Here is a 26,249-nt window from a genome sequence, read left to right as displayed (position 1 = left end):
GCGTTATGGGAAGTGTTTTGTCGAATCATGAGGAAAATTGTAAAAAATCTTCGAAATGTTGATCTCCTTTTTTACTTGGCGTTAACATATGTGTTATACTGAAGAGGCAAAGGAGGCGTGCCCTATGAACTTAACAGTACGAGGTCAACAGATCGAGGTTACCGACGCTTTGAAGGACTACGTTGAAAAGAAATTCAGCAGACTTGAAAAGTATTTCGATGCACCCCCGACGTCTGATGGAAGTGTAACGTTAAGCACAACCAGAGATTTGCACACTGTAGAAGTAACCATTCCTTTGCCGGGGCTTGTACTCCGTGCCGAAGACGAAAGCGATGACATGTATGCATCCATTGATGCCGTGGTAGACAAGCTAGAACGGCAAATTCGCAAGCACAAGACCAAACTAAACCGAAAATTCCGGCAGGAAGGTAGTTTAAAAACCCTTTTTGTGGAAGATCCGGCTGGTGGTGTGGCTGTTGCTGAAGATGAGGATGCAGAATTGGATGAGCTGGAAGTCGTCCGCACCAAGCGTTTCTTATTGAAACCTATGGATGTGGAAGAAGCTATTCTGCAAATGAACATGATTGGACATAATTTCTTCGTATTTGCTAACATTGATAACGAAGAAGTTAACGTAGTTTACAAACGCAATGATGGTAAATACGGTCTGATCGAACGGGAATAGCCTGTAAAGCAAGAACTTATTGCATTTTAAAATGAATAGAACTTTTTGATTGAAGCATGCTTCATGGATATCAGGAAAATGATAATAACACGAGCCTTATCCTTGCGAACCTGGCGGGATAGGGCTCTTTTATATGTTTATTGTAAACATGAATGGAAATTTAAACTTAGATCGATGTAACCAATTGTGTATTTCGTGCGTCAATTGTTTTGGTATCTTTAACCGGATGCAAATCTGCAGGCTGCTTGTGTTGCGGCATGTCCTACAAACTGTTACAATTTATGCAAAGAACATCGCACGATGGGCTGGTATAGCCGGGCCTGTCAAACATATCGGGAATCAATTTCATCATGGACCCTTTCTTATTGTGAAATTGATTCTATTAATTGTTTTGCGCGAAAGGGGTAAACCATGCTAGGAATTGTCAAAAAAATTTTTGGGGATACAAATGAACGTGACGTCAAACGTTTAATGAAGACGGTTGAACTGATCAATAAAATAGAGCCTGATTTTGAGAAGCTCTCGGATGAGGAACTGAAAGCCAAGACGGCGGAGTTTAGAGAGCGGATTGAACAAGGTGCTACGGCTGAAGAAGTGCTGCCGGAAGCTTTTGCAACGGTTCGTGAAGCGTCCAAGCGGGTGCTGGGCAAACGTCACTATGACGTACAGATGCTCGGCGGTATTGCGTTGCACGAAGGAAAAATCGCCGAAATGAAAACCGGTGAAGGTAAAACACTGGTGGGAACACTGCCGGTTTATTTGAACGCTCTGTTGGGTAAAGGTGTGCACGTGGTTACAGTCAATGACTATTTGGCACAACGTGACAGCGGAGAAATGGGTCAAATTTACAATTTCTTGGGAATGACCGTAGGTCTGAACCTGGCCAATATGGATCATGCTGCCAAACAGGAAGCTTATGCTTGTGATATTACGTATGGTACAAACAATGAGTTCGGCTTCGATTATCTGCGCGATAATATGGTGCTTTACAAAGAACAGATGGTACAGCGTCCGTTGTACTTCTGTATCATTGATGAAGTGGATTCCATTCTCGTCGATGAAGCTCGTACACCATTGATCATTTCAGGACAAGCTCAAAAATCGACCGAGCTGTATTTTGCCGCTGATCGTTTTGTAAAGAGCCTGAACGTTGAAGAAGATTACACGCTGGATATTAAGGTGAAGTCAGTTGCTTTGACCGAAAACGGCGTATCCAAGGCTGAAAATTTCTTTGGTCTTGAAAACCTGTACGATCAGGAAAGTGTTACAATCAATCACCACATCGTACAAGCCTTGAAAGCTAACGCTATTATGCGTTTGGATGTGGACTATGTCGTGGCTGATGGTGAGGTTCTGATTGTCGATGAGTTTACAGGTCGTCTGATGGCTGGACGTCGTTACAGTGATGGCTTGCACCAAGCTATTGAAGCGAAGGAAAACATCATTGTCCAAAACGAAAGCATGACACTGGCGACAATTACATTCCAAAACTATTTCCGTATGTACCGCAAATTGGCGGGGATGACGGGTACAGCGAAAACAGAAGAAGAAGAATTCAAAAAAATCTACGGTCTGGAAGTGCTCCAAATTCCGACGAATAAGCCTAACCAGCGTGTAGATATGCCTGACGTAGTATACAAGAGCGTGAAAGGTAAATTCCATGCTGTGGTAGACGAAATCCTGGAGCGTAACAAAAAGAACCAACCGATATTGGTAGGTACGGTTTCTATTGAAAACTCCGAGCTTCTTTCTGAAATGTTGAAACGCAAAGGCGTTCGTCATAAAGTGCTTAACGCCAAGTATCATGCCGAAGAAGCTGAGATTATTTCTCGTGCAGGTGAAGCTGGCGCGGTTACCATCGCTACTAACATGGCTGGACGTGGTACTGACATCGTACTGGGCGAAGGCGTTGCAGAACTCGGTGGTTTGCACATCATCGGTACAGAACGGCATGAATCCCGTCGTATTGATAATCAGCTTCGCGGACGTGCAGGACGTCAGGGCGATCCAGGCTCCACGCAATTTTACTTATCGCTGGGCGATGAGTTAATGAAGCGTTTTGGTGCAGACAACGTACTGAATATGATGGAGCGCTTGGGCTTTGAGGAAGATCAACCTATCGAGAGCCGTATGATTTCACGTGCTATCGAATCAGCTCAAAAACGTGTCGAAGGGAATAACTTTGATCAGCGTAAAGTCGTTCTCCAATATGATGACGTGATGAATCAGCAACGTGCTATTATTTACAAACAACGCCGTGAGGTGCTGGAATCAGAGAACATCAAGGAAATTGTGTTCGACATGATCAAGCCTGTCATTGAGCGTGTAGTGGAAGCTCACTGTGGTGATGATATCCCTGAAAACTGGGAACTGGATGAAGTAGCAGAGTATGTGAACAACAATCTGCTTGAGGAAAACACACTTTCGCGCGACGATCTGTGGGGTAAGGAAAAAGAAGAGATGGTCGATATGATCTTCGAGAAAGTTACCAACAGATACCACAGCCGTGAAGAGATGATCGGCGAAGAAATGGTACGTGAGTTCGAGAAGGTTATCGTACTGCGTGCAGTTGACAGCAAATGGATGGATCATATTGATGCTATGGATCAATTGCGTCAAGGTATTCACTTGCGTGCTTATGGTGGTACTGATCCATTGCGTGAATACCAATTTGAAGGTTTCGAAATGTTCCATGCTATGATCGCCAGCATCCAAGAGGAAGTTGCGACATACATCATGAAAGCACAAATCGAATCCAACCAAGAGCGTCAGGCTGTCGTTGATGAAGATAAAATCTCTACGAGTGGCGAACCTGCGGCTCCTAAAAAGAAATCCGCTCCTTCGCGTCCGCGTAGAAAATAAGGATTGAAATTAAGGGATAGATCTTGATATACACTATCCCCTGCAATGCATATAATGGCAGGCGGCAGTTCAACCACTGACCGTCGGCCATTTTGTGCCATCAGGGGACGACGCTGATGTCTTCAACTTATAACTTTTCTGTTGGAGGATCAGTCTGAACATTGATGAATGGCTAGATTGCTCTCGATTCTTTTAAAAAATTATGACAAATAGGCAAGTCTCTGCTTATTTGTCAGTCAATTCCGCAGTTAATCTGGCTCACATACCAGAGCCTGTTATTTAAAAGTGGTTTGACTTTACGGCGGTCGGTAGCGAAGCGGAGGATTTGAATCTGGAGAAGCGTCAGCGTTCGCCTTTGCAGTGAGATGCCCACCTTTGAATGTGTTATTTCAATCAGGGCATCTCGCTGCAACAGCGATCGTAAGATCAAATCATTCGCGCAGCGTCTCTTCACCCAGCCGTAACTCACAACGCTTTTACTCCCCCTAACCCTATATTAAAAGGAGAATGACATCATGATTGATCCAAGTGTAAAGCATGATTTACGAGAAATAGGCAAGAAACTAACAAACCTTAGGGGGTCTCTTTGACTTAGATCTCAAACAGGAAATGATCGCGAACTTTGAGGAAAAGATGGCAGCGCCTGATTTTTGGGATGATAACGAAAAGGCCCAAGGCGTAATTGCTGAAATGAATGCTGTGAAGTCTTCTGTGGACAGCTATGAACAGTTGCGTCAGGAATATGAAGACGCAGGTATGATGGTTGAACTGGCTGAAGAGGAAGGCGATGAAGCGCTGGTTGGAGAAGTTGAAAACAGTATCAAGTCCCTGCTGAGCAAGCTGGAGGAATTTGAGCTGCAATTGCTTTTAAATCAGCCCTATGACAAGCTTAATGCTATTCTGGAGCTGCACCCGGGGGCAGGCGGTACCGAGTCCCAGGACTGGGGTCAAATGCTGTTGCGTATGTATACGCGCTGGGGAGAAAAACGAGGTTTCAAGGTGGAGACCCTGGATTATCTGGCAGGTGATGAAGCGGGAATTAAGAGCGTAACCCTGTTGATCAAAGGCTACAATGCCTACGGTTATCTCAAGGCGGAGAAAGGCGTACATCGACTTGTTCGCATTTCTCCATTTGATTCCTCTGGTCGTCGTCATACATCGTTCGTGTCTTGTGATGTGGTACCGGAAATTGCGGATGATGTGGATATTGAAATCCGCACGGAAGATCTTAAAATTGATACGTACCGGGCCAGCGGTGCAGGTGGTCAGCATATTAATACGACCGACTCGGCTGTTCGGATTACGCATTTGCCTACTGGTATTGTCGTGACTTGTCAAAATGAACGTTCCCAGATCAAAAACCGTGAACGTGCGATGACGATGCTCCGTTCCAAGCTCTACGAGCGCAAGATTGAAGAACAACAGCAGCAATTGGACGAAATCCGTGGTGAACAGTCCGACATTGCATGGGGTAGCCAAATTCGCTCCTACGTGTTCCATCCATACAGCATGGTTAAGGATCATCGTACCAGTGTGGAAACTGGCAATGTAGGGGCTGTTATGGATGGCGATCTCGATCCGTTCATCGATGGTTACCTGCGCAGCCAAATTAAGCTGGACGCAGAATAATTGCCTGTACGTTTTCCTACAGAACCGCAGTCCATGTGCCTGCGGCCTGTAGGAATTTTTGTGTGACGGTATTTTTTATTAAAGGAGAACATGAATGATGTCTCAATTGAATCCTCCCGCTGCCCGCCGAAGAAGGCGTAAGCCTCTGATTGCCGCCAGTGGACCAGCGCGTAACGTGACCGATGTCCTGCTGATCATACTCGGCTCCTTTATTACAGCGCTGACCTTTAACATGTTCTTGCTGCCCAACCGGATTGCATCCGGGGGTGTATCTGGCTTGTCTATCTTGGGTGAGGACCTGTTTGGCCTGGAACCGGCCTATACGCAGTGGGGAATGAATATTCCGTTATTTATAGCAGGAGTACTGCTGTTAGGAAAAAAGTATGGCTTGCGTTCCCTGCTGGGAAGCATCATGCTGCCACTATTCGTTTATGTGACGAAGGATTGGGCAGTACCGACAACAAATCCGTTGCTGGCTTCGCTGTATGGTGGAATCGGAGTAGGATTGGGTTTGGGCACTGTGTTTCGGGGCAGAGGCTCAACGGGTGGACTGGCTATTTTGGCGCAGATTATTCAAAAGTATACCGGTTTTAGTCTTTCTCTTTGTGTCATGCTCATGGATGGCACGGTAATCACGCTAGCTGGTTTCACCCTATCGCCGGAGCGGGCTCTGTATGCATTGATTGGCTTGTTTGTTACCGGCAAAGTCATTGATGCTGTAGAAATGGGGCTGGGCTACTCCAAAGTAGCTTATATCATATCCAATCAAAAGGAAAAAATTACGCAAACCATTTTGCAGGATTTGGATCGGGGTTTGACAGAGCTTGCAGGACGGGGGGGTTACACGAACGAAGAACGTCCTGTACTTATGGTTGTAGTCGGGCAAAACGAGGTAACCCGCCTCAAAACGCTCGTCCGCTTGGTAGACCCGGAAGCTTTTGTGATTATTAGTAACACACGTGAAGTATTGGGTGAAGGGTTCAAAAGGGAAGGCTAGCTTAATGTGACCTTCTGAACGCTTGCTCTTAACTGAATCAATGTAGAAGAGCTCACTGATGTAGTGGGCTCTTCTCTTTTCAGAACCGCTTTATCAATTCCTTTTTAGTAATAGATCAAGCCAATTTGCCGGTTGTCCTTGATTAAAATATGAGGTTGGTACTCCTTTTACCCCGGTTTTGACCATAAATAAACCACCTGCTAGTGGTTGGCTGGTATTATCGTCATCTTGAGCAGTTGTGATATACAACTCATCCAGATGTTCACCACCAAAAGCGCACGAAGTCACACGATTGACTGGAAGTAACACCTCAGCAATCACTTCTCCCTGAACAGGATGGATACGAGATACACGTTTACCGCCCCAACGCGCGATCCACAACATGCCCTCTGCATCGATGGTCATGCCATCGGGATATCCTTCACTTTCATCCAATCTAGCTACCAATTGCTTATTCCTAATAGTACCTTGTGTCACATCGTAATCGAAGGAGACCACTTCTAAGGTCGGAGTATCAATATAATACAGGGTACGGTGATCTGAGCTCCAGGCTAAGCCATTAGATGTGGAAGCTTTATCAACCAGTAAGGACACATTTCCTTTTGTGCCTAGACTATACAATGCGCCTTGCCCGCGTTTGCCATTTAAACTCATGGTTCCTGCCAAAAAACGTCCTGCAGGATCGCATTTACCATCATTAAATCGATTTCCTGGCCTACCTTCCTCAGGATCGTGGATCAATACTTTGGCTCCTGTCTCAATATCCAAACAGTATAGACCGCTGATCATGGCCACGATTACTTTATTTTTAAGATAAGGGACGACTGCACTAATATGTTCGCCTACATCTATGGTACGATCTGTGCCAGTAGATGGATCGTAGATGTGTAATTGAAAGCCTTCAATATCGACCCAAAATAAACGTTGCGACTGATGATCCCAACTGGGACCCTCGCCTAACTTGGCTTTAGCATCTATCACTAAATTCGCTGTATAGGTTTCGATGTGTAACACTCCTAACGTATAGGTTTATTTTTGTACATACTCACTCTTTTTACCCTATTCAATGTTCAACGAATACATAAGTGCAGCAAATGGATAATCCAGATGAATACCAATATACAAGATAATATATAAAAGGAACGATGTTTTTTTTATGCAAAATAGCAGACTGGATTCACAAGGGGGTCTGTCTTTTTTGGTTTCCTCAGTTAATAGCCTGTACAGCTTGTCGGTCAAAAGAATGGGCAAGAATGCATATTTTAAATTTGGAAGAATAACATGACATGAGGTGTTGTATTTATATGAATAGAGTCGTATAATAATACATATTTCATAGGGACGGAATGGGGGAAGGTCTGTGAGCAGCAAGCTAAAAGTAGCAATTGTCGGTTCCACTGGATATGGTGGGGTGGAGCTGATTCGATTTTTGGTTCATCATCCGCAGGTGGAGATTGTATCTGTTATTTCTTCGTCCAGCGCGGGTGTCCCGATTAGTGATGGGTTTCCACATCTGACGGATATTGTGATGCAGGATTTGGACGGTGTCGATATCCATGAAATTGCTGCCAAGGCTGATCTGGTTTTCACAGCTACGCCATCAGGCGTTAGTACCCAGTTAGTGCCACAGCTTCTGGATGCCGGACTGAAGGTGATTGACCTTTCCGGGGACTTTAGGCTCCGAAGCGGGGAAGTGTATGAAGCTTGGTATAAAAAGCCTGCGGCTTCACCTGAGTATCTCAAGCAAGCAGTATACGGACTCAGCGAGGTGTATGCAGAAAAGCTTGCTGGAGTTTCTTTCATTTCGAATCCAGGCTGCTATCCAACGGCAACACTATTAGGAATTATTCCTGCCTTGGAGGCGGATTGGATTGACCATCGGTCACTGATTGTGGATGCCAAATCAGGGGTATCAGGCTCCGGTCGGGGAACAAGTCTTGTTTCGCATTATGCGGAGATGAATGAGAACTTTAAGGCTTATAAGGTGAATAAGCACCAACATATCCCTGAGATCGAACAGGTATTGGGTGATGTTGCGGGCGAGGATGTTACGATTACGTTTACGACACAGCTTGTGCCTATGACGCGAGGAATCATGAGTACAATTTATGTCACGTTGAAAGGTGATCATACGGATCAGGATCTTATCGGGTTATACCGGGATTATTATAAAGGCCATCCTTTTGTCCGCGTACGTGGCGAAGGTATATGGCCGGCAACAAAAGAAGTATTTGGTTCAAACTACTGCGACATCGGTTTTGCAGCAGATGCCCGTACTGGGCGTCTTACGATTATTTCTGTCATTGATAATGTTGTGAAGGGTGCCGCTGGGCAGGCGATTCAGAATTTAAATTTGATGATGGGATGGGAGGAGAACCTCGGACTGGGCTTCATACCGGTATATCCGTAAGTAGCACGTAAACGCAACAGGCTACGGGGACGACAGCGAGCTGGTTGGAGAACGCAAGCGTCCAGCTGTCATGCCTCCTATATGTTGCGAACGAGGGCACATAATTATGGGCAAAGTAGGCTTTACAGTAGTACATGAGGGCAACATTGTAACTCCGCGTGGCTTTACAGCCGGGGGATTGCACTGTGGATTAAAAAATACGAATCGCAACGATATTGGCGCGATTCGCTGTGAGGTAGAGGCGACAGCTGCTGCGGTGTATACCACCAATGTGTTTCAGGCTGCACCGCTGAAGGTGACTCGCGAGAGCCTGACAGACGGTCGATTGCAGGCGATAGTAGTGAACAGCGGGAACGCCAATGCCTGTACGGGACAGCAAGGGGAGCAGGATGCTTACGCTATGCGTTCGGCCGCTGCTCATCAGCTGGGTGTGGCGGAGAGCGATGTAGCCGTTGCCTCGACTGGTGTAATTGGCGAGCATCTGAAAATGGATCGTGTGCTTGGCGGTATATCGTCACTACCTGAGCGGATGAGCGAGGCAAGCGATGGGGCGGAGCAATTTAGCCAAGCCATTCTGACAACGGATTTGGTTAAAAAGGAAGCGTGCGTGTCAGTTGAAGTGGATGGTGTGACTGTGCACATCGCCGGGGCGGCAAAGGGATCGGGTATGATTCATCCGAATATGGCAACCATGCTCGCTTTCATAACTTGTGATGCAGCCATTGGACAGACGGCCCTTCATCAACTATTAAAGCAGGCCACGGATACCAGCTTTAATATGATTACGGTCGATGGGGATACCAGTACGAATGATATGCTAATCGCTATGGCAAGCGGACTTGCAGGCAACAGCGAGTTGAACGTAGAGCATCCCGATTGGGAGGCTTTTGCCGAGGCATTCACTTATATCTGCCGTGAGCTGGCGAAGGCGATTGCCCGTGATGGAGAAGGTGCTACGAAGCTGGTAGAGGTGTCTGTAAGCGGAGCGATAAGCGATGCATCTGCCCAGGCGATAGCCAAGACTGTGATCGGGTCCAGTCTGGTGAAGTCAGCCGTTTTTGGCGCAGACGCCAACTGGGGACGGATTATTGCAGCCGTCGGACGTGCCGGAGAACCGGTGAATCCGGATACGGTAGACATTCGCCTGGGGGATATTATCGTGCTAAGCCAATCAAGTCCAGTAGCTTTTGATGAAGCCGAGGCGCTTTCCTATTTACGTGGAGATACGGTGCAAATTATCGTTGATTTGCATCATGGGAACGGGACCGCTACAGCATGGGGCTGTGACCTAACCTATGATTATGTGCGGATTAATGCGGCTTATCGGACATAGATACCCGATTTAATTACGGATGGATATTTAATAGTTAATAGAAGAAGCGAGCGAATATAGCTTCGGCATCATTTGAAAATCGCACAAAATTGTGCAGAGGAGAAAAGGAGAGATGATATGCAATCGGCAGTGGGACACGCGGATCAAGCGAAACATGCGGGAGTGGCACGTCGTAATTTTGTGATGAAATGCGGAGGAAGTACGCTGGCTGCGTTGCCTGATTCCTTTTTTGACGACTTGGCCCGTCTGCAGTCGGAAGGCCTTCAACCAGTCATTGTACATGGCGGTGGGCCTGCGATCTCTGACAATTTGGCGAAGCTGGGAATCGAAACGGAGTTCATTCATGGATTGCGTAAAACGACTGAACCCGTGCTGGATGTCGTGGAAATGGTGCTGGCAGGCAGCATTAACAAGCAGATTGTTCGCAGAATAGGGATGCACGGAGGGCGAGCGCTGGGTTTGTCAGGCAGTGATGGCTATTTAATTGAAGCGAAGCCTGTGACGAATGCCGCAGAGGTCGGCTGGGTTGGAGAGGTAACACATGTTCAAGCTTCGATTATTACCGGTGTGCTGGATATGGACTATATGCCAGTTATTGCGCCTATTGGCATTGATCGATCCGGTCAGCGTTACAATATTAATGCCGATACAGCGGCGGGCGCGGTGGCTTCTCATCTCGGCGTCAGTCGAATGATTGTTGTGACGGATGTACCCGGTATACTGAAAAAGAATGGTGTAGAAAAGAAGGTGCTGGAGTCAATTACCATACAGGAAATTGAAGATATGATCAGTACAGGTGAAATCTACGGTGGTATGATTCCGAAAGTGAGAGCGGCTATTGCCTGCATTCACGGTAAAGTGAAGGAAGTCGTCATTGTGGACGGCAGCGAACCGCAGGTACTCAGCCGTGTGCTGGGTGGAGAATCGATTGGAACACGCATTGTGCGTATGCAGTAATTGCGATATATGCTCAACCTATATAACCAAACGATAAAGGGGCGTGAACGATATGAGTAAGAAACCGAATACGCTGGTGAGCGAGGAAATGCCAAGTACGAATGGAAGGGGAGCGCAAGCGGAAAAGGGGGCGGCAAAAGTGCAGGCAGATAGCTCTCTTTTTCCAAACTACGCAAGATACCCGCTTACACTGGTGAAAGGACAAGGAAGCTGGCTGTGGGATGATCAGGGCAAACGTTATCTGGATTTTATGTCAGGTATTGCCGTTACCAATCTAGGCCATGCGCCTCAAGCTGTAGCGGAGCGTTTGAAAAAACAGATCGATGAACTGTGGCATGTATCCAATCTGTTTCATATTCCCGGGCAGGAACGGGCCGCGGCCTTGCTGACAGCCAATAGCAGCGCAGATGCCGTGTTCTTCTGCAACAGCGGAGCTGAAGCGAACGAAGCTGCCATTAAGCTGGCGCGTCGTTACCACCAGAAGGTGAAGCAGACCGGTCGCTATGAAATCATTACGTTCACGCAATCCTTTCACGGACGGACGCTGGCAACCTTGACTGCTACGGGTCAGGACAAAGTGAAAGAAGGTTTTTTACCGCTTCCCGCCGGATTCAAAAGCGTTCCGCTTCATGATCAGGCTGCGCTCGAAGCAGCTATCAATGAGAATACAGCGGCAATTATGCTGGAAATGGTGCAGGCCGAAGGTGGCATGTATCCGGTAGACCCTGCTTTCGTAGACGTGATTACCAAGCTGTGCCACGAGCATGGATTGCTGCTGATCATTGACGAGGTGCAAACAGGTATGGGACGGACAGGTAAGCTGTTTGCCTTTGAGCATTATGGAATAGAACCGGATATTTTTACATTGGCGAAAGGATTGGGCAGTGGCTTTTCGGTCGGTGCAATGCTAGGCAAAGAATATTTGCGTGAAGCGTTCACAGCGGGCAGTCATGGTTCTACCTTCGGGGGTACACCGCTTGCCATGGCAGCAGTTCAAGCAACCATTGAAACGATTATTGATGACAAGCTGCCAGAACGCGCTGCCGAAATGGGAGATTATCTCTTTCATAGTCTGCAAAAACAGCTTAAAGATATTCCTTTTGTCCAGGATATCCGCGGAAAAGGTCTGATGGTCGGGATTGAGTGTGCGGAGCCGGTAGCAGAGCTTGTTTTGGCAGGACAGAAGAAGGGCATTCTGTTCATTACAGCAGGACCGAACGTGATTCGCCTGTTGCCTAACCTGTATGTAACGCAAGACGAAATAGATCAGGCTGTAACATGGATTGCTGAATTGATTCGGGAGCACGTAGCTTAGTGTAGAGCCAGAAGCATCCGAGATTAGAGTGTAAAAGGAGAGGAACGCATGAGTCAGGGCGGCGCATTGCAACAGGTGAATTTGAAAGGACGGGACTTTCTAGAACTGGACGACTACTCGCCAGAGGAAATCCAGTATTTAATTGATCTCGCCATTGAAATTAAGCGTAAACACAAAAACGGAGAAGTTTATCAGCCGCTGAAGGGGAAAACACTTGGACTGATTTTCGAAAAGTCCTCCACACGCACACGGGTATCCTTTGAAGTCGGTATGTATCAATTGGGTGGGCATGCCCTTTTCCTCAGCAAAAATGATATTCAACTGGGACGCGGTGAACCGATTAGCGACATGGCCCAAGTCATGTCACGTTATCTGGATGGCATTATGATTCGTACCTTTGGGCACGATAATGTCGTAGAGTTGGCCCGTTATGCATCCGTTCCGGTAATCAATGGCTTGAGCGATTTGGCGCATCCGTGTCAGGTGCTGGCTGATTATCAAACCTTGTATGAGCAAAAGGGTAAGCTAAAAGGGCTCAAACTGGCTTATATCGGAGACGGCAACAATATGGCGCATTCCCTCTTGATTGGTGGAGCCAAGCTCGGAGTGCATGTCTCCATTGCAAGTCCAGCTGGATACGAGCCTGACCCGAGTGTGATCGCAGATTCCCGGGAGATTGCCAAGCAGACAGGTAGTGAAATTGTGATCACTCAAAGTCCGCAGGAAGCAGTAAAAGATGCTGATGCGATCTACACAGATGTGTGGGCAAGCATGGGTTTTGAGGAAGAGCAAAAGGAGCGTGAGCTTGCTTTTGCCGACTTCCAGGTGAATGAGGAACTGGTTAAGCTCGCTAAGCCAGATTATTTATTCTTGCACTGTCTACCTGCACATCGTGGGGAGGAAGTGAGTGCGGGAGTAATCGATGGTCCCAATTCGGTCATTTTTGATGAAGCGGAAAATCGTCTGCATGCACAAAAAGCGTTGCTAGTTGCTTTAATGGGATAAGGTTGATCGTAAAGAAGATAGAGGTATAAGCATTCGGGGAGGACTTCAATAATGGCAAAAGAAAAAATCGTACTCGCATATTCCGGCGGTCTGGATACGTCGGTCATTCTGAAATGGCTCAAGGAAACATATGATGCTGAAATTATCGCATTCACTGCAGATATCGGACAAAAGGAAGAACTGGACGGTTTGGAGGAAAAGGCACTCGCTACGGGAGCTTCCAAAGTGTACATCGATGATCTGCGTGATGAATTCGCCAAGGATTTTATTTATCCGATGTTTCAGGCAGGTGCTTTATATGAAGGGCAATATTTACTCGGTACGAGTATCGCACGTCCATTGATCGCTAAGCGGATGGTCGATATTGCGATTGCCGAGGGAGCAACAGCCATTGCTCACGGGGCAACAGGCAAAGGTAACGATCAGGTGCGCTTCGAGCTGAACGCGGCGGCGCTAACGCCGGACATCCAAGTCATTGCACCTTGGCGGCTGGAAGAGTTCCGCAATCAGTTCCCGGGCCGGGCAGAAATGATTGCCTATGCGGAAAAACACGGTATTCCGGTAACGGCTTCTGCAGCCAAGCCGTACTCCATGGACCGCAACCTGCTGCATATCAGTTATGAAAGCGGCGTGCTGGAGGACCCTTGGTTTGATCCGAGCGCTCCTGAAAATAAAGAAATGTTCTTGCTCAGCAACGCGCCTGAGGACGCGCCTGATGAAGCAGAATACTTGGAGCTGGAATTTAAAGCAGGCAACTGCGTTGCTTTGAACGGTGAACAGTTAACTCCGCTGCAAGTGATGGAAAAACTGAATGAACTGGGCGGCAAGCATGGTATCGGACGTGTAGATATGGTTGAGAACCGTTTTGTGGGTATGAAGAGCCGCGGAGTCTATGAGACGCCAGGCGGTACAATCCTGTTCACTGCTCATCGCAAAATGGAATCGATCACAATGGATCGCGAGGTTATGAATCTGCGTGATAGCCTGATTACCCGTTATGCTACCTTGGTGTACAATGGATTCTGGTTCGCGCCGGAACGTGTCGCTTTACAGGCTCTGGTTCATGAGAGCCAGAAAAATGTCAGTGGTACGGTGCGCGTGAAGCTGTATAAGGGCAACATTATCGGTGCAGGCGTTAAAAGTCCGGTTAGCTTGTACAACCCAGACATTGCGACCATGGAAGCTGATCCGACACAAGCCTACGATCAAGGCGATGCCACAGGCTTTATCCGCTTGAATGCTTTGCGTTTGAAGGTCAACGCGGGCGTAACACAAAATCATAAATAAGATGAAATGTACGGAATGCGGGCCGTTCTTGTCCAAACGACGAGGGCGGCTTGTTATTGCAGAGAGGGGATCATGCAATGAGTAAGCTATGGGGCGGACGGTTTACAAAGCAAACGAACAAGCTGGTAGAGGAATATACGGCTTCTATTGGGTTTGATCAGGCGTTGGCGGAAGAAGATATTCAAGGCAGTTTGGCTCATGTGGCCATGCTGGGCAAATGCGGTATTATTCCGCAGGAGGATGCGGACACGATCAAGGGAGGACTGCACACCGTTCTGGAGCGTATCCGCCGTGGGGAAATTGAATTTTCCGTTTCGGATGAGGATATTCACATGAATATCGAAAAAAACCTGATCGAAGTCATTGGTCCGGTCGGCGGTAAGCTGCACACTGGACGCAGTCGTAACGATCAGGTAGCAACAGATATGCACTTGTATTTGCGCGGACATGTCGTATCACTGGTGGGTATGCTGCATGATGTACAAGTTGCATTAATTGGGCAGGCCAAGGACAATCTGGACACAATTGTACCTGGATACACACACTTGCAGCGTGCGCAGCCTATTTTGTTCGCGCATCATTTGCTGGCGTATGTGTCTATGCTGGAGCGTGATATTGACCGACTCAAGGACAGCTACAAACGCATCAATATGTTGCCGCTCGGCGCTGGCGCTCTGGCTGGAACCACTTTCCCGATCGATCGTCATTTTGTAGCTGAGCAGCTTGGGTTTGATGGCGTCTATGAAAATAGCCTGGACGCTGTCAGTGATCGGGACTTTATCGTAGAGTTTCTGGCCGGGGCCTCGCTGATTATGACGCATTTGTCCCGTCTGAGCGAAGAACTGGTGCTATGGAGCAGCACAGAATTTGGTTTTGTCGAACTGGATGATGCTTTCTGTACAGGCAGCAGCATTATGCCACAGAAGAAAAATCCGGATGTACCGGAGCTAGTACGTGGCAAAACCGGGCGTGTCTATGGAAACCTCGTCGGTCTGCTGACCGTACTGAAGTCCTTGCCGCTGGCATACAACAAGGACATGCAGGAGGACAAGGAAGGGATGTTCGATACGGTTGCTACGCTGGAGGGAGCCTTGCAATTGTTCGCTCCAATGATCGCCACGATGAAGGTGAACAAGGACCGGATGCGTCAAGCGGTCAATCAGGATTTCTCCAACGCAACGGATATTGCGGACTTCCTGGTCGGCAAGGGGCTTCCGTTCCGTCAGGCCCATGAGGTTATCGGCAAAACGGTGCTGTATTGCATCCAGCAGGGCAAATATCTGCTTGATTTGAAACTGGATGAATTCCAGCAGTTTTCGGATCTGTTCGACGAGCGCATTTATGAGGTGCTTCAACCAGAAGCGGTAGTCAATGCTCGGAATGTGTATGGCGGAACCGCCACCGGTCAGGTGCAGGCAGCCATTGGACGCAGTGAACAGCTTCTAGTGAACACGTCAACATGGTATGAAAATCATAAGCCAAAAAAATAATCCATACAGAAAGAATTATTCTCTTGCACAGCAACGGGATGCTGTGTAAAATCAGATTTTAAGAATATTTGCCATCTATGTTTTCAAAGGCACCGTTCGCGGTGTCTTTTGTGTTTTCTGAGGTATTTGAATGATTTATGATCAGAATAATCATGAACTACATAGATTTATTGGAAGAATATCGTTCAAGATGTTTAATATCTAGTTCTATATACCTATCTATACATTAGTGTGAAAGTTTCTAGAATTTACATTTTTGTATACTACACCTACTAGGATTATGGTAGAATAGCACTAAGTTTTTCATTGAATTACCAATTCGATAGAACAAGAAGCATATGCGATAAATCATTTTCAAGTTTTTATTGGTTTTTTTGACCAGGGAAATTGCATAAATGTGTAAATGAAGGGCTTGAATGAGAAAGCAGGTGTGTCCTGGTTTTGGAAGAAAGCCAGTAAAAATATTGAAGTAGCGACATAGCAAAAGGCAGAGTCGGGACGATCCAGGGAGGTATTATGAGAACTAAACGAACGACGCGTCAGCTAAAGAGCGCTTGGATCGGTTATCGCGCTTCTGACGCCGATGGATTGGTATCCTCATTGCATGAGGAGCGAATCCAGGCAGAGAGGTTGCTACGTGAGGAGCGGGAGCTTTTCCATGCGGCGCTGGAGCGGAAAAAGCAGCGGGATACCGAGTTAAAGCAGCTGCTTGCAGATGCGCTTGCGGAAGAGCGGCGCTGGATTGAAAGGGCGGGAATTCATGGGTGACAAGCTTAGGTGGCAGGTTGGAGGAGTTTCAATTCGCCAAACCAAGAGAAGAATAAAAGAAGAGCGTCAGCGAATCGAACAACTGCAACAACAGCTAGAGGCTCAGCGTGCAGAGCAGGCCCCGATACTGTACAAGCTTGATTTTCACATCGAAGAGTTGGAACGACGACTTCGGGATACAGAACTTCGTATTCAGGCTATACAGAATGCCAATGATACAGCAGCAGCTGTGGAACAATTGCTGGATGAAGGAATACAGGATGGACAGGTGCAGGAGGCGCAAGTCCAGTATGCATCTGGGCAGGAACAGGCAGCGGCAGGAGCAGCCATGGGTCTTGCTTCCAGTATCCCTGGTGCAGAAGGCGGAGAGGCGGCAGCAGGAACGCAGACCGGACGAAACGGCAAGGCCCGTCTGGGAGATCAGCTGGTGGAGAACGGGATGATTACCCGGGATCAGCTGACAGATGCTATCCGCAACCAGAAGCGTTACGGTGGTAGACTGGGCGATATTCTTGTAGAGATGGGTTTCATTACAGCTGAGCAGCTACAAGAGCAAATTGACGGTGATGAATCCAAGGAGAGACTGGGCGACATGCTGGTTCGTTCCGGCTATATTACACCAGAGCAGCTAGAGCGAGCGCTCGAGTTCCAGGCGAAGAGCGGCGGGCTGCTCGGCGACATCTTGCTATCATTGCAAATGCTGGAGCCTGCGGATTTGTACCGCGCGATTGCTACCCAGAACCGAATCGGGCGTATTGGTGAGGAGCTGGCGCTGGATGCGGCGTACAAACTACCCGAGCAAGTGGCAATGGCTTATGGCGTGGTCGTCATCCATCAATATATGAACCGCTATATTGTAGCGGTCAGTGATCCATTACCAGAAGAGCGACGCTTAAAGCTGGAGGGAATTCTGGGTATGCCGGTAGAGCAAGTGCTTGCAACAAAGGAAGAGATGGAGCAGCTCTGGGGTAAAATCTACGGCGAGGAAATGATGCAGGAAAGCACAACCGGATTGTTGGAAAAGGAACCGCACAATTCGGCGCGGATCACCTTTACCAAGGGTCAGCTCTGGGTGTTTGCAGCTATGGGAATGATTACGCTGCTCGGCCTCTTCTGGAACAGCTGGAAGACAGTGCTAATCATTAATATGATGATCCAGCTGTTTTATTTTGCTATGACGCTATTCAAGTTTGGAATTATCTATCTCGGTTCCCGGCGTGGGGCGCAGCTTCGCTTCACGAAGGAAGAGGTAGACGCCATGGATGAAAAAAGACTGCCGATCTATACGATTCTTGTACCGATGTATAAGGAAGCGGGCGTGCTTCCGATGTTGTTACGGAATTTGGAACAGCTGGATTATCCAAAGTCCAAACTGGATGTACGGCTGTTGATTGAAGAGGACGACATTGAGACGATTGAGCTGCTGCGTGAAATGAAGCTGCCTGCCTATTACACGACACTGGTCGTGCCTGATGGCTTGCCGAAAACCAAGCCGAAGGCATGTAATTATGGACTTATTCGCGCCCGCGGCGAGTTTGTCGTCATTTACGATGCTGAGGATCGTCCCGATGCTGACCAACTTAAAAAAGTCATTGCAGCGTTTGATTCACTCCCTGAGAATTATGCGTGTATTCAAGCGAAGCTCAATTATTTTAACAGTACACAAAATTTGCTGACCCGCTGGTTCACACAAGAATACAGTATGTGGTTCGAATTGCTGCTGCCAGGAATTATGCAGTTAGATACCCCTATTCCGTTGGGTGGTACGTCCAATCATTTTCGGGTATCTGTATTGAAAGATATTAATGCGTGGGACCCCTATAATGTAACCGAGGATGCCGATCTGGGCATTCGTCTGTATAAAGGTGGTTACAAAACGGCCATTGTTGATTCCCGCACATGGGAGGAAGCGAACAGCCGCGTGGGCAACTGGATTCGTCAGCGTTCACGTTGGATCAAGGGATATATGCAGACATGGCTGGTTCATATGCGCAATCCGGTTAAGCTAGTGCGCGAAGTGGGCTGGAAAGGCTTTTTCGGTTTTCAGGTAATGATTCTGGCGACTCCGATGTTGCCGTTGCTGAACCCGATTTTTTGGGGCTTGCTTATTTTATGGTTTGGCTGGGAGTTGTCCTTTATTCCCAAGCTGTTCCCGGGTTATGTGTACTACCTAGCCAGCGCGGAATTTTATATCGGTAACTTTCTGTTCGTATTCAGTAATGTGGCTGGCATGTATTGGGTCATCGGTGAGCTGGAAGAGCGCGGTGAACGAACATTTTCATACGCGATGGTCAAATATGGGCTACTCTCGCCGTTATATTGGGTACTTATGAGTATAGCTGCGATAAAAGCAGCTTGGCAGCTTATAACCAAGCCGTTCTATTGGGAGAAAACGACGCATGGTCTGACCGATATGCATGACTTGGATGATGCCCCGGCACAGTCCTCCTGAATATGAAGAAAGAAGGAGCAAGAATGGAGACAAAAAACCCTTTTTTATCCGTCGTCATTCCTATGTACAATGAAGGCTCACACCTCGAACGTTCTCTTAAGGTGATTGATGGGGTGCTGTCTGTTGTCACCTCACGTTATGAGCTCATTATTGTAGATGATGGTTCCAAAGATGATACATGGCTCAAGTTGTCCGAATTGTCCCGTCGTATGCCCTCTTTGCTCGCACTCCGGCTGAGTCGGAATTTTGGTAAGGAGCTGGCATTGTGCGCAGGTTTGGAAAATGCTTCTGGCGATGCGATCATTGTCATGGACGGTGATTTGCAGCATCCTCCTGAAATGATCGGGGAAATGGTGCGTTTATGGCAGAACGAAGGTTATGATTTAGTTGAATGTGTGAAAGAATTTCGGGGAGAAGAGTCTGTAGGCAAAAAGCTCGGAGCTTCTTTGTTCTACGCGACTTTGAATCGTTTGACGGGCTTTAATCTCAAGGATGCCTCCGATTATAAGCTGCTGGATCGACGAGTGGTGGATGCCTGGATGGCGATGCCAGAGCGTATGCCGTTTTTTCGCGGGATGACCGCCTGGCTCGGTTTTCGTAAAACCCAGATTACATTCCGGGTGGCTCCACGAGAAGAGGGTCCAAGCCGCTGGAGTCCGTTAGGGCTGCTTCGATTGGCCGCGGAAGCGATCGTTTCGTTCTCGACGGTACCTTTGCGGGTAGTGAGTTTAATGGGTCTCATTTTCATGCTGATTTCGGTCGTGTTGGGGATTCAAACCTTAATGCACAAAATAACGGGTGATGCTGTGACCGGGTTTACCACTGTCATTTTACTGCTTTTGATTATCGGTAGTGTACTCATGCTGTCGATTGGAGTGGTAGGAGAATATATTGCCGCCATATATCACGAAGTCAAAGCCAGACCCCGTTATCTAATTGCAGACAAACGGGCGAATGCTGACCGATTGTGGGTGGATAGGGAGTTTAATCAACATGATCAGACGTTCGTATCTAAAGTATCCAATCATTAAATACGGTATTGTCGGACTGCTGGGTACAGGCATTCACGTCGGTGTGCTTGTGCTGCTAGTGGAGTTGTTTGCAATACCTGCAGTAACGGCTACTACCATAGGTTTTATCGTTACGCTGCTCGTTTCGTATGTGCTGAATCGTAACTGGACGTTCGAGCCTACCGGCGAAGGGAGCCGCACTCAGTTTCTTAAATATTTATTGGTCTGTACCTGCGGCTTGCTCCTGAATGCCGCTCTGATGTACGTAACCATTCACTGGATTGGTTGGTCATATCTGATCGGTGAAGTCTTAACTACCATCATCGTGCCAGTTCATAATTATATCTGGAACCGCTATTGGATCTTCTCCGTTCCGCAACAGCGTCAGAAAGAGGTTTCATGATCGTAAGGAAACATGGAAAGTTGTTGTCATTGTTTGCTTGTATTGCTGCTCTAGAATTAGCCGTGGGTGTTTATTTTGCATGGCATCTTGGCTATATGCATACCGATGCGCTCAGTCGAGTAGCTAATGCATTTTATGTACTCTATAGTCGTGACCCGCATTTGGGTGCTATTGGGTTTGTGTGGAATCCGCTACCGAGTTTGATGGAACTCATTGTGCTGTTGTTCTATCCTTTATTTCCCGCACTCGCTTCCCATGGGCTGGCAGCAGTGATTGTGAGCAGCCTGTTTGCTGGGGCGAGTGCAGCATTATTGTACGGGACGGGAAAAGAACTAGGGCTTCACGGTGCAACCAGTTTGCTGATTGCGCTGTTATTTTCACTGAATCCGTTTATGTTTCTGTTTGGCTTCAACGGCTTAAGTGACTCGCCATATATCTTTTTTATACTGCTGACAGTGAGTCGATTCTGTATGTGGCTTAAGGATCGCAAGGCGGCGAATTTGATCGTATCCGGTTTTGCGCTTGCATTGGCATTTTGGGTTCGCTACGAAGCAGTTCCCCTGGGGGTTGCGCTGGCTTTGGGCGTATTACTGACGATTTTTTCTCTGCATCGGTGGCGTACAAACAGAGAGAGCGTTAGAACGCAATTGTCTTTAAAAGAGCGCCTGTACAAGGTAGAAGCGACATGGCTTCTATTGTTGCTGCCGCTTGTCTTTTCCGGTTTGCTGTGGCTCTTTTTTAACTGGATTATCATGGGCGACCCGCTTTACTTTTTACGTTCGCAGTATTCCAATTCCACACAATCAGCGGCTTTGCTGGAGGATCAGCGCTTTGTGGAAATGTTTGCTCATCCTGTGCTGATGCTAAAGTTTGTCGGGCAACGAACCTTATGGTATGCGGCTCCGTTAATTGCCATTTTGCTTATACGCCTATTGGACAAACGTCTGTGGAGTTGGAGCACGTTAACGCTGCTGGCTATCTTTTTATCGGTACCCGGGCTTCAGCTTTTACTGATGCTTAAGCATTCTTCGTTTGGCTGGTTCCGATATTTTATGTATGTATTCCCAATTACGGTTGCTTGGCTGCCGTATGAGCTTAGTCTGTTGAAGGGGAAAATGCGGGGGATCGGAATCTCACTGGTAACGGCAGGAATGTTGGTAACAGTAGGCTTGTTATCCTACGCACTGACGAACCCCGCAATTGCGGCGGATGAGCATAGCTATCTGACGCATAGTGGCAATGAAAGCTATACTCGGCAAATTGTTGAACGGAAAATAGGGTCATGGCTGGATGAACATTATGGCTCATCTCTCATTTTGACTGATTCTTATACGGCCTATCCGATCATTTTGAGCAGTAAAATTCCGAAGAAGTTTATGATAACGAGTGATTATGATTTTGGAAAATCTTTAACGGATCTGCCTGCCTCCAAGGTGGATTATGTTTTGGTTACGCGCTTGGTAGAAGGGGTACCGCTGGATCAGGTGAACCGGAACTATCCTGATTTGTTTGAAAAGGGGGCGCCATGGGCCTCGTTGGTGCATGACTTTGACGGGGAGTGGCGATTGTACAAGATAGAGCATGAAGAACTGCAATAATTTTATTGTATGTTAGTGCATCGTAGCGGAGGAAAGGATACAGCTGTCGGGCGTAATTTCCCTACAGCTGCACCGCCGCAAGAAGTTTGAGGGGGAACGAGAGGAATGTCCTTTCGAAAAATGTCTGCAAGCAGATGGATGGCTATAGGTCTGTTTGTGTTTATACTTGCATTGGAGCTGTCTGCTGGCATCTATTTTAGCTATGTTCTGGGATATATGCACACAGACGCGCTCAGTCGCGTAGCTAACGCATTTTATGTGCTGTACAGCCGTGACCCGCATTTGGGCGCCATCGGATTTATCTGGAATCCACTACCCAGTCTTCTGGAAATGGTAATTCTATTGCTGTATCCAATCTTTCCGGCATTAGCCTCCTATGGATTGGCTGCTGTTATTCTGAGTGCTACCTTTTCTGCTTTGACCGCAATGTTGCTATATCGGGCAGGTGTCAGAACAGGGCTTAGCTCTAGGATGAGCTTGCTGTTGGCTTTGTTGTATGCACTGAATCCGTTTATTTTACTGTTTGGTGCCAACGGTCTGAGCGATTCGTTATACATATATTTTATTATGATGACAGTGATTGAATTTGCGCTGTGGCTCAAGGACCGCATGACGGCAAGTCTGATTGTTTCTGGATTAGCGCTTGCCATGGCGTTCTGGACTCGTTATGAAGCGGTGCCTCTAGGCGTGGCAATGGCTGTTGGCGTAGTCTTGGCGATCTTATTTCTTCATCGCAACTTGGGTAGACGCGAGCTGGCCCTGCGGGAAAAGCTGCATAAAGTCGAGGCAACCTGGTTACTTCTTTTGCTTCCTGTGGTCTTTTCCGGGCTGTTGTGGATTTTCTTTAACTATCTCATTATGGGGAATGCCTTTTATTTCCTGAATTCAGAGTATTCAAACACGGCCCAATCGGCAGAGTTGCTGAATGATGATAAATTTGTAGAGATTTTCTCCAATCCACTGGTAGCCTTGAAGTTTATTGCTTCCAAAACCATCTGGTACTCTGTACCATTGTTTGCTATTCTGTTCATCCGTCTGTTGAGTGGACGCTTATTCCGGTGGGGAACCCTGATTATTTTGTTATTGTTCCTGTCTGTGCCGGGCTTGCAATTTTTACTTATGATGAGACAATCCTCGTACGGGTGGTTTCGTTACTTTATGTATGTATTCCCAATTACCGTAGCCTGGTTGCCTTATGAGTTGAGTCAGCTTCAGGGACGATGGCGGAGGGCGGCCTTTGGTCTAGTGTCCGTCAGTCTGCTACTTACCGCTGGATTACTCTCCTATGCGTTGACTCGCCCGGATATTGCACCGGATGAGAATAGCTTTCTCACACGCACAGGGAATGTGAACTATGTGAGACAGGAATCAGATCGCAAGATTGCCGTTTGGCTGGATGAGCATCTGCCGAAGTCTACCATTATGACTGATTCAGCTTCAGCCTACACAATGATCGTCTACAGCCAATATTCCAAACGTTTTCTGATCACCAGTGATTATGCGTTCAATAAGGCATTAAGTTATCCGCAGGAGAATCATGTGGACTATATCCTTGTACCTAAGATTATGTCAGGCATGCCGCTGAGTAAGATCAATATGGTATATCCGAATTTATATGAACATGGTGCCCCATGGGTTCAACTTGAACGTGAGTTTAACGGCGAGTGGCGCCTGTATAAAGTACTGCCTAAGTCATTAACTAAAGAATCTCCATCGACGGAGACAAAGACAAATCCCTGATGGGTATAACAACAATCCCCGGAGCTTAATTCCTTCGCATGGTTCGATGAGAAAGGCTCCGGGGATTTTTTTGCCTGTTTTAGTGTCCTTTAAGCGGTAGCCACGCCAGTACGTCCTGGATTTTAGCGTCCCAATATCCCCATTCATGAGCTCCAGGACCTTCTTCGTAGGTCAGCGGAACTCCAAGAGAGGTGCATGTTTCACGAAAAGTCTGATTCCCCTTATATAAGAAATCCTCTGTACCGCAGCATTGATAGAGTTGGGGGAGTGAGGTCCCCGCAGTGGCATGACGTTGTAGCAGCTCCAGCAAGTCGTGATCTGTTCCGCGTATTTCATCTGGTCCAAAAATGTTAAGCCATTCCGCTGGACTCATAGCATTTTGCTTAGGATCGGTGCGTGATGCATGTAAATCCATGACCCCCGAAAGACTGGCAGCGGCTGCAAAGCGCTCTGGATGCTGAAGTGCCAGTTTGAAGGCGCCGTAACCACCCATAGAAAGCCCGGCTACAAAATTGTCTTCACGCTTGTCGGACAGAGGAAAAAATGAACGTGCCAAAGCTGGCAATTCTTCACTGATAAAAGTCCAATAAGCTGCTCCTTGCTCCATATTCGTATAGAAACTCCGATGTACCTGAGGCATGACGACCGCTAGGCCCATGGAGGCGACGTAGCGTTCAATAGAGGTTCGACGCAGCCAGGTTGAATCATCGTCTGACAGGCCATGCAATAAATACAGTGTCGGATGTGGCCCTATTCCTTGCTTGCCCTCCATTCCAATCTGTGATCGGGTTGTCTGCGGGAGAATAACATTCATGGATGTGCTCAGACCAAGAACTTCCGAATAAAACTGACATTGAATAAGAGCCATAAGAAAACCTCTTTTCCTAAGGGGATGTGACCTCATTGACCTTTTTCAGCATACAACTGATTATTCATCCAGTATACTGTGACCTGTCCAAATATACATATCCAAGTGAATGGCTAGGTATTAAGTCCTGTTTCTTTTTTATCCTACATTAGGAGGGGGTATGGTTATATGGGACGATTTTTTTAATTTAGGGGTTATTTGGGTTTGATTTCTGGTAAAGTGTTTAAAAAAGATTGATGAATACAATCTGAGGGAGGAATTTATAGCATGGGGAAAAAGTTAAGGAACACAATTACAGGTGTACTGAGCACAGGTCTTATTCTTAGCGCATTCAGCGCAGCGGCAGCTGCTCCTCAAACTACAAGTGGCCATTGGGCAGGAGATCAGGTGCAACGCTGGTCAGCTACAGGGCAATTGAATGGAGCGGTAAAACCGGATGCGGCGATCACACGCGCAGAATTTATCGTTCTTCTGAACCGCAGCTTGGGAACGTTCACGCAGGAACTTCCAGCAGTGACAGACGTAACGTATGCAGGCGGTGTGAAGGTAAACGGTAATGGAAGCAGAACGTTCACAGATGTTCCGGCATCCCACTGGGCATACAACGAACTGACAAGTGCCGTGAATGCAGGCTACATAAGCGGCTATGCAGATAACAAGCTCAAACCAAATGGTAAGGTAACTCGTCAGGAAGCAGCTGCGATCATTGGCAAAGCTATTGGGCTGACTGCGGGTAACGCAGCAGATGTTACTAAATTCATTGACTCCGACAAAATCGGATCTTGGGCGAAGAAAAGTGTAGCGGCAGCTGCGGAGCAAAAAATCATCAACGGTTATCCGAATGGTAAATTCCAGCCGCTGAAGCCGCTGACTCGTGCAGAGGCGGTTGCTATTCTGGATGCTGCATCCGGGTACAACCTGAGCTCTGTCGATAATCTGACCACGACTCCTGGTGGAACGGTAACGAATTCCACGTACGGTAACGTGACAGATTCCACTTACGGTAATACGTCGACTACTTCTGGAACTGAAACAGAAGATAGCAGCACAAGTACTAGCACAGATAGCACGTCTGCGACTACTACAGACAACTCTACAACAACAGAGACAACTACAAATACCGATACGACTACAGACAACACTACAGACACAGCTACTGACGCGGATGCTACTTCGAATGCACTGAAAGTCAACGATGTGTACGATGGTGAAGGTACAATTACAGGAACAGCAAAAGCAGGTTCCACAGTAACTGCCTATTCCAACGATCTGCCTATCGGCAGTGCAGTAGCCAAAGATGACGGCACATTTAGCATCAGTGTGCTTACTCAAAAAGCGACAGTTAGACTGGTGATCAAAGCTAAAGATACAGACGGCCATGAAAGTGAGCCTGTAGAAATTTCGGTTTTGAGTAAACGCAGCGAGTAATTTAGAAATAAA

Annotated in this window: 20 protein-coding genes; 18 read left to right on the top strand and 2 right to left on the bottom strand. The window is 47.3% G+C overall.

Annotated features, from left to right (window positions below; all coding sequences use genetic code 11):
• Positions 1 to 124: 124 nt before the first annotated feature.
• From hpf to ACU1JV_RS21355, 4 genes are all read left to right on the top strand, one after another.
• The gene (gene hpf / locus ACU1JV_RS21370) at positions 125 to 685 is read left to right on the top strand and encodes a ribosome hibernation-promoting factor, HPF/YfiA family (protein WP_016324800.1); all 561 of its coding nucleotides are present in this window, start codon (positions 125 to 127) and stop codon (positions 683 to 685) included.
• A 411-nt stretch (positions 686 to 1,096) separates the two neighbouring features.
• Entirely contained in the window at positions 1,097 to 3,547 is a 2,451-nt protein-coding gene (gene secA / locus ACU1JV_RS21365) for a preprotein translocase subunit SecA (protein WP_013373368.1), read from the top strand.
• Between the two features lie 515 nt (positions 3,548 to 4,062).
• Positions 4,063 to 5,176, top strand: a protein-coding gene (gene prfB / locus ACU1JV_RS21360; RefSeq protein WP_129550094.1) for a peptide chain release factor 2 whose coding sequence is annotated in 2 segments (ribosomal slippage) — positions 4,063 to 4,134 and positions 4,136 to 5,176 — 1,113 coding nt in all. Because the reading frame shifts where the segments join, the coding sequence is not laid out codon by codon here.
• Between the two features lie 97 nt (positions 5,177 to 5,273).
• Positions 5,274 to 6,173: a YitT family protein gene (locus ACU1JV_RS21355; protein ID WP_413987519.1), complete on the top strand. Its 900-nt coding sequence runs from the start codon at positions 5,274 to 5,276 to the stop codon at positions 6,171 to 6,173.
• A gap of 93 nt (positions 6,174 to 6,266) precedes the next feature.
• On the opposite strand, the gene ACU1JV_RS21350 is transcribed toward ACU1JV_RS21355, so the two are convergent.
• Entirely contained in the window at positions 6,267 to 7,154 is an 888-nt protein-coding gene (locus ACU1JV_RS21350; RefSeq protein WP_413987096.1) for an SMP-30/gluconolactonase/LRE family protein, read from the bottom strand.
• 379 nt (positions 7,155 to 7,533) lie between these two features.
• On the opposite strand from ACU1JV_RS21350, the gene argC reads away from it, so the two are divergent.
• From argC to ACU1JV_RS21285, 13 genes are all read left to right on the top strand, one after another.
• Positions 7,534 to 8,583, top strand: a complete 1,050-nt coding sequence (argC, locus tag ACU1JV_RS21345; protein WP_346834775.1) for an N-acetyl-gamma-glutamyl-phosphate reductase — start codon at positions 7,534 to 7,536, stop codon at positions 8,581 to 8,583.
• A 106-nt stretch (positions 8,584 to 8,689) separates the two neighbouring features.
• The gene (argJ, locus tag ACU1JV_RS21340) at positions 8,690 to 9,916 is read left to right on the top strand and encodes a bifunctional glutamate N-acetyltransferase/amino-acid acetyltransferase ArgJ (protein ID WP_040102744.1); all 1,227 of its coding nucleotides are present in this window, start codon (positions 8,690 to 8,692) and stop codon (positions 9,914 to 9,916) included.
• Positions 9,917 to 10,033: 117 nt separating this feature from the next.
• Positions 10,034 to 10,873: an acetylglutamate kinase gene (argB, locus tag ACU1JV_RS21335; RefSeq protein ID WP_013373361.1), complete on the top strand. Its 840-nt coding sequence runs from the start codon at positions 10,034 to 10,036 to the stop codon at positions 10,871 to 10,873.
• A 52-nt stretch (positions 10,874 to 10,925) separates the two neighbouring features.
• Positions 10,926 to 12,188: an acetylornithine transaminase gene (locus ACU1JV_RS21330; protein WP_413987095.1), complete on the top strand. Its 1,263-nt coding sequence runs from the start codon at positions 10,926 to 10,928 to the stop codon at positions 12,186 to 12,188.
• A gap of 48 nt (positions 12,189 to 12,236) precedes the next feature.
• A complete protein-coding gene (argF, locus tag ACU1JV_RS21325) occupies positions 12,237 to 13,193 on the top strand; it encodes an ornithine carbamoyltransferase (protein ID WP_413987094.1) in 957 nt (318 codons plus the stop codon).
• Between the two features lie 51 nt (positions 13,194 to 13,244).
• Entirely contained in the window at positions 13,245 to 14,480 is a 1,236-nt protein-coding gene (locus ACU1JV_RS21320) for an argininosuccinate synthase (protein WP_013373358.1), read from the top strand.
• Between the two features lie 77 nt (positions 14,481 to 14,557).
• Complete coding sequence (gene argH / locus ACU1JV_RS21315) at positions 14,558 to 15,970, top strand: argininosuccinate lyase (protein WP_413987093.1); 1,413 nt, start codon at positions 14,558 to 14,560, stop codon at positions 15,968 to 15,970.
• A 516-nt stretch (positions 15,971 to 16,486) separates the two neighbouring features.
• On the top strand, positions 16,487 to 16,738 hold the full coding sequence (locus tag ACU1JV_RS21310; protein ID WP_013373356.1) for a hypothetical protein: 252 nt from the start codon (positions 16,487 to 16,489) through the stop codon (positions 16,736 to 16,738).
• A complete protein-coding gene (locus tag ACU1JV_RS21305; RefSeq protein WP_165079724.1) occupies positions 16,731 to 19,190 on the top strand; it encodes a glycosyltransferase family 2 protein in 2,460 nt (819 codons plus the stop codon). Before ACU1JV_RS21310 ends, ACU1JV_RS21305 begins: the two co-directional genes overlap by 8 nt.
• A 23-nt stretch (positions 19,191 to 19,213) precedes the next feature.
• On the top strand, positions 19,214 to 20,221 hold the full coding sequence (locus ACU1JV_RS21300; RefSeq protein WP_013373354.1) for a glycosyltransferase family 2 protein: 1,008 nt from the start codon (positions 19,214 to 19,216) through the stop codon (positions 20,219 to 20,221).
• Entirely contained in the window at positions 20,184 to 20,603 is a 420-nt protein-coding gene (locus ACU1JV_RS21295) for a GtrA family protein (RefSeq protein WP_013373353.1), read from the top strand. The genes ACU1JV_RS21300 and ACU1JV_RS21295 overlap by 38 nt, the downstream gene beginning before the upstream one ends.
• Complete coding sequence (locus tag ACU1JV_RS21290) at positions 20,600 to 22,201, top strand: ArnT family glycosyltransferase (RefSeq protein WP_058830182.1); 1,602 nt, start codon at positions 20,600 to 20,602, stop codon at positions 22,199 to 22,201. The genes ACU1JV_RS21295 and ACU1JV_RS21290 overlap by 4 nt, the downstream gene beginning before the upstream one ends.
• Before the next feature lie 105 nt (positions 22,202 to 22,306).
• Positions 22,307 to 23,941 (top strand): glycosyltransferase family 39 protein, encoded by a 1,635-nt coding sequence (locus tag ACU1JV_RS21285; protein WP_413987092.1) that lies wholly within the window; start codon positions 22,307 to 22,309, stop codon positions 23,939 to 23,941.
• A 79-nt stretch (positions 23,942 to 24,020) separates the two neighbouring features.
• Here the strand turns inward: ACU1JV_RS21285 and ACU1JV_RS21280 are convergent, their stop codons facing one another.
• Positions 24,021 to 24,809, bottom strand: coding sequence for an alpha/beta hydrolase (locus ACU1JV_RS21280; RefSeq protein WP_165079722.1), 789 nt, complete (start codon positions 24,807 to 24,809; stop codon positions 24,021 to 24,023).
• A gap of 267 nt (positions 24,810 to 25,076) precedes the next feature.
• Between ACU1JV_RS21280 and ACU1JV_RS21275 the strand changes: the two genes are divergently transcribed.
• Positions 25,077 to 26,237 carry an S-layer homology domain-containing protein gene (locus tag ACU1JV_RS21275; RefSeq protein ID WP_165079721.1) on the top strand — a complete coding sequence of 387 codons (1,161 nt, stop codon included), beginning with the start codon at positions 25,077 to 25,079 and terminating at the stop codon, positions 26,235 to 26,237.
• Positions 26,238 to 26,249: the final 12 nt, after the last annotated feature.

The sequence above is a fragment of the Paenibacillus sp. T2-29 genome (genome assembly GCF_052921365.1).
The sequence above is the reverse complement of the archived record's forward strand: the minus strand, read 5'-3'. Positions and strand labels throughout refer to the sequence as shown.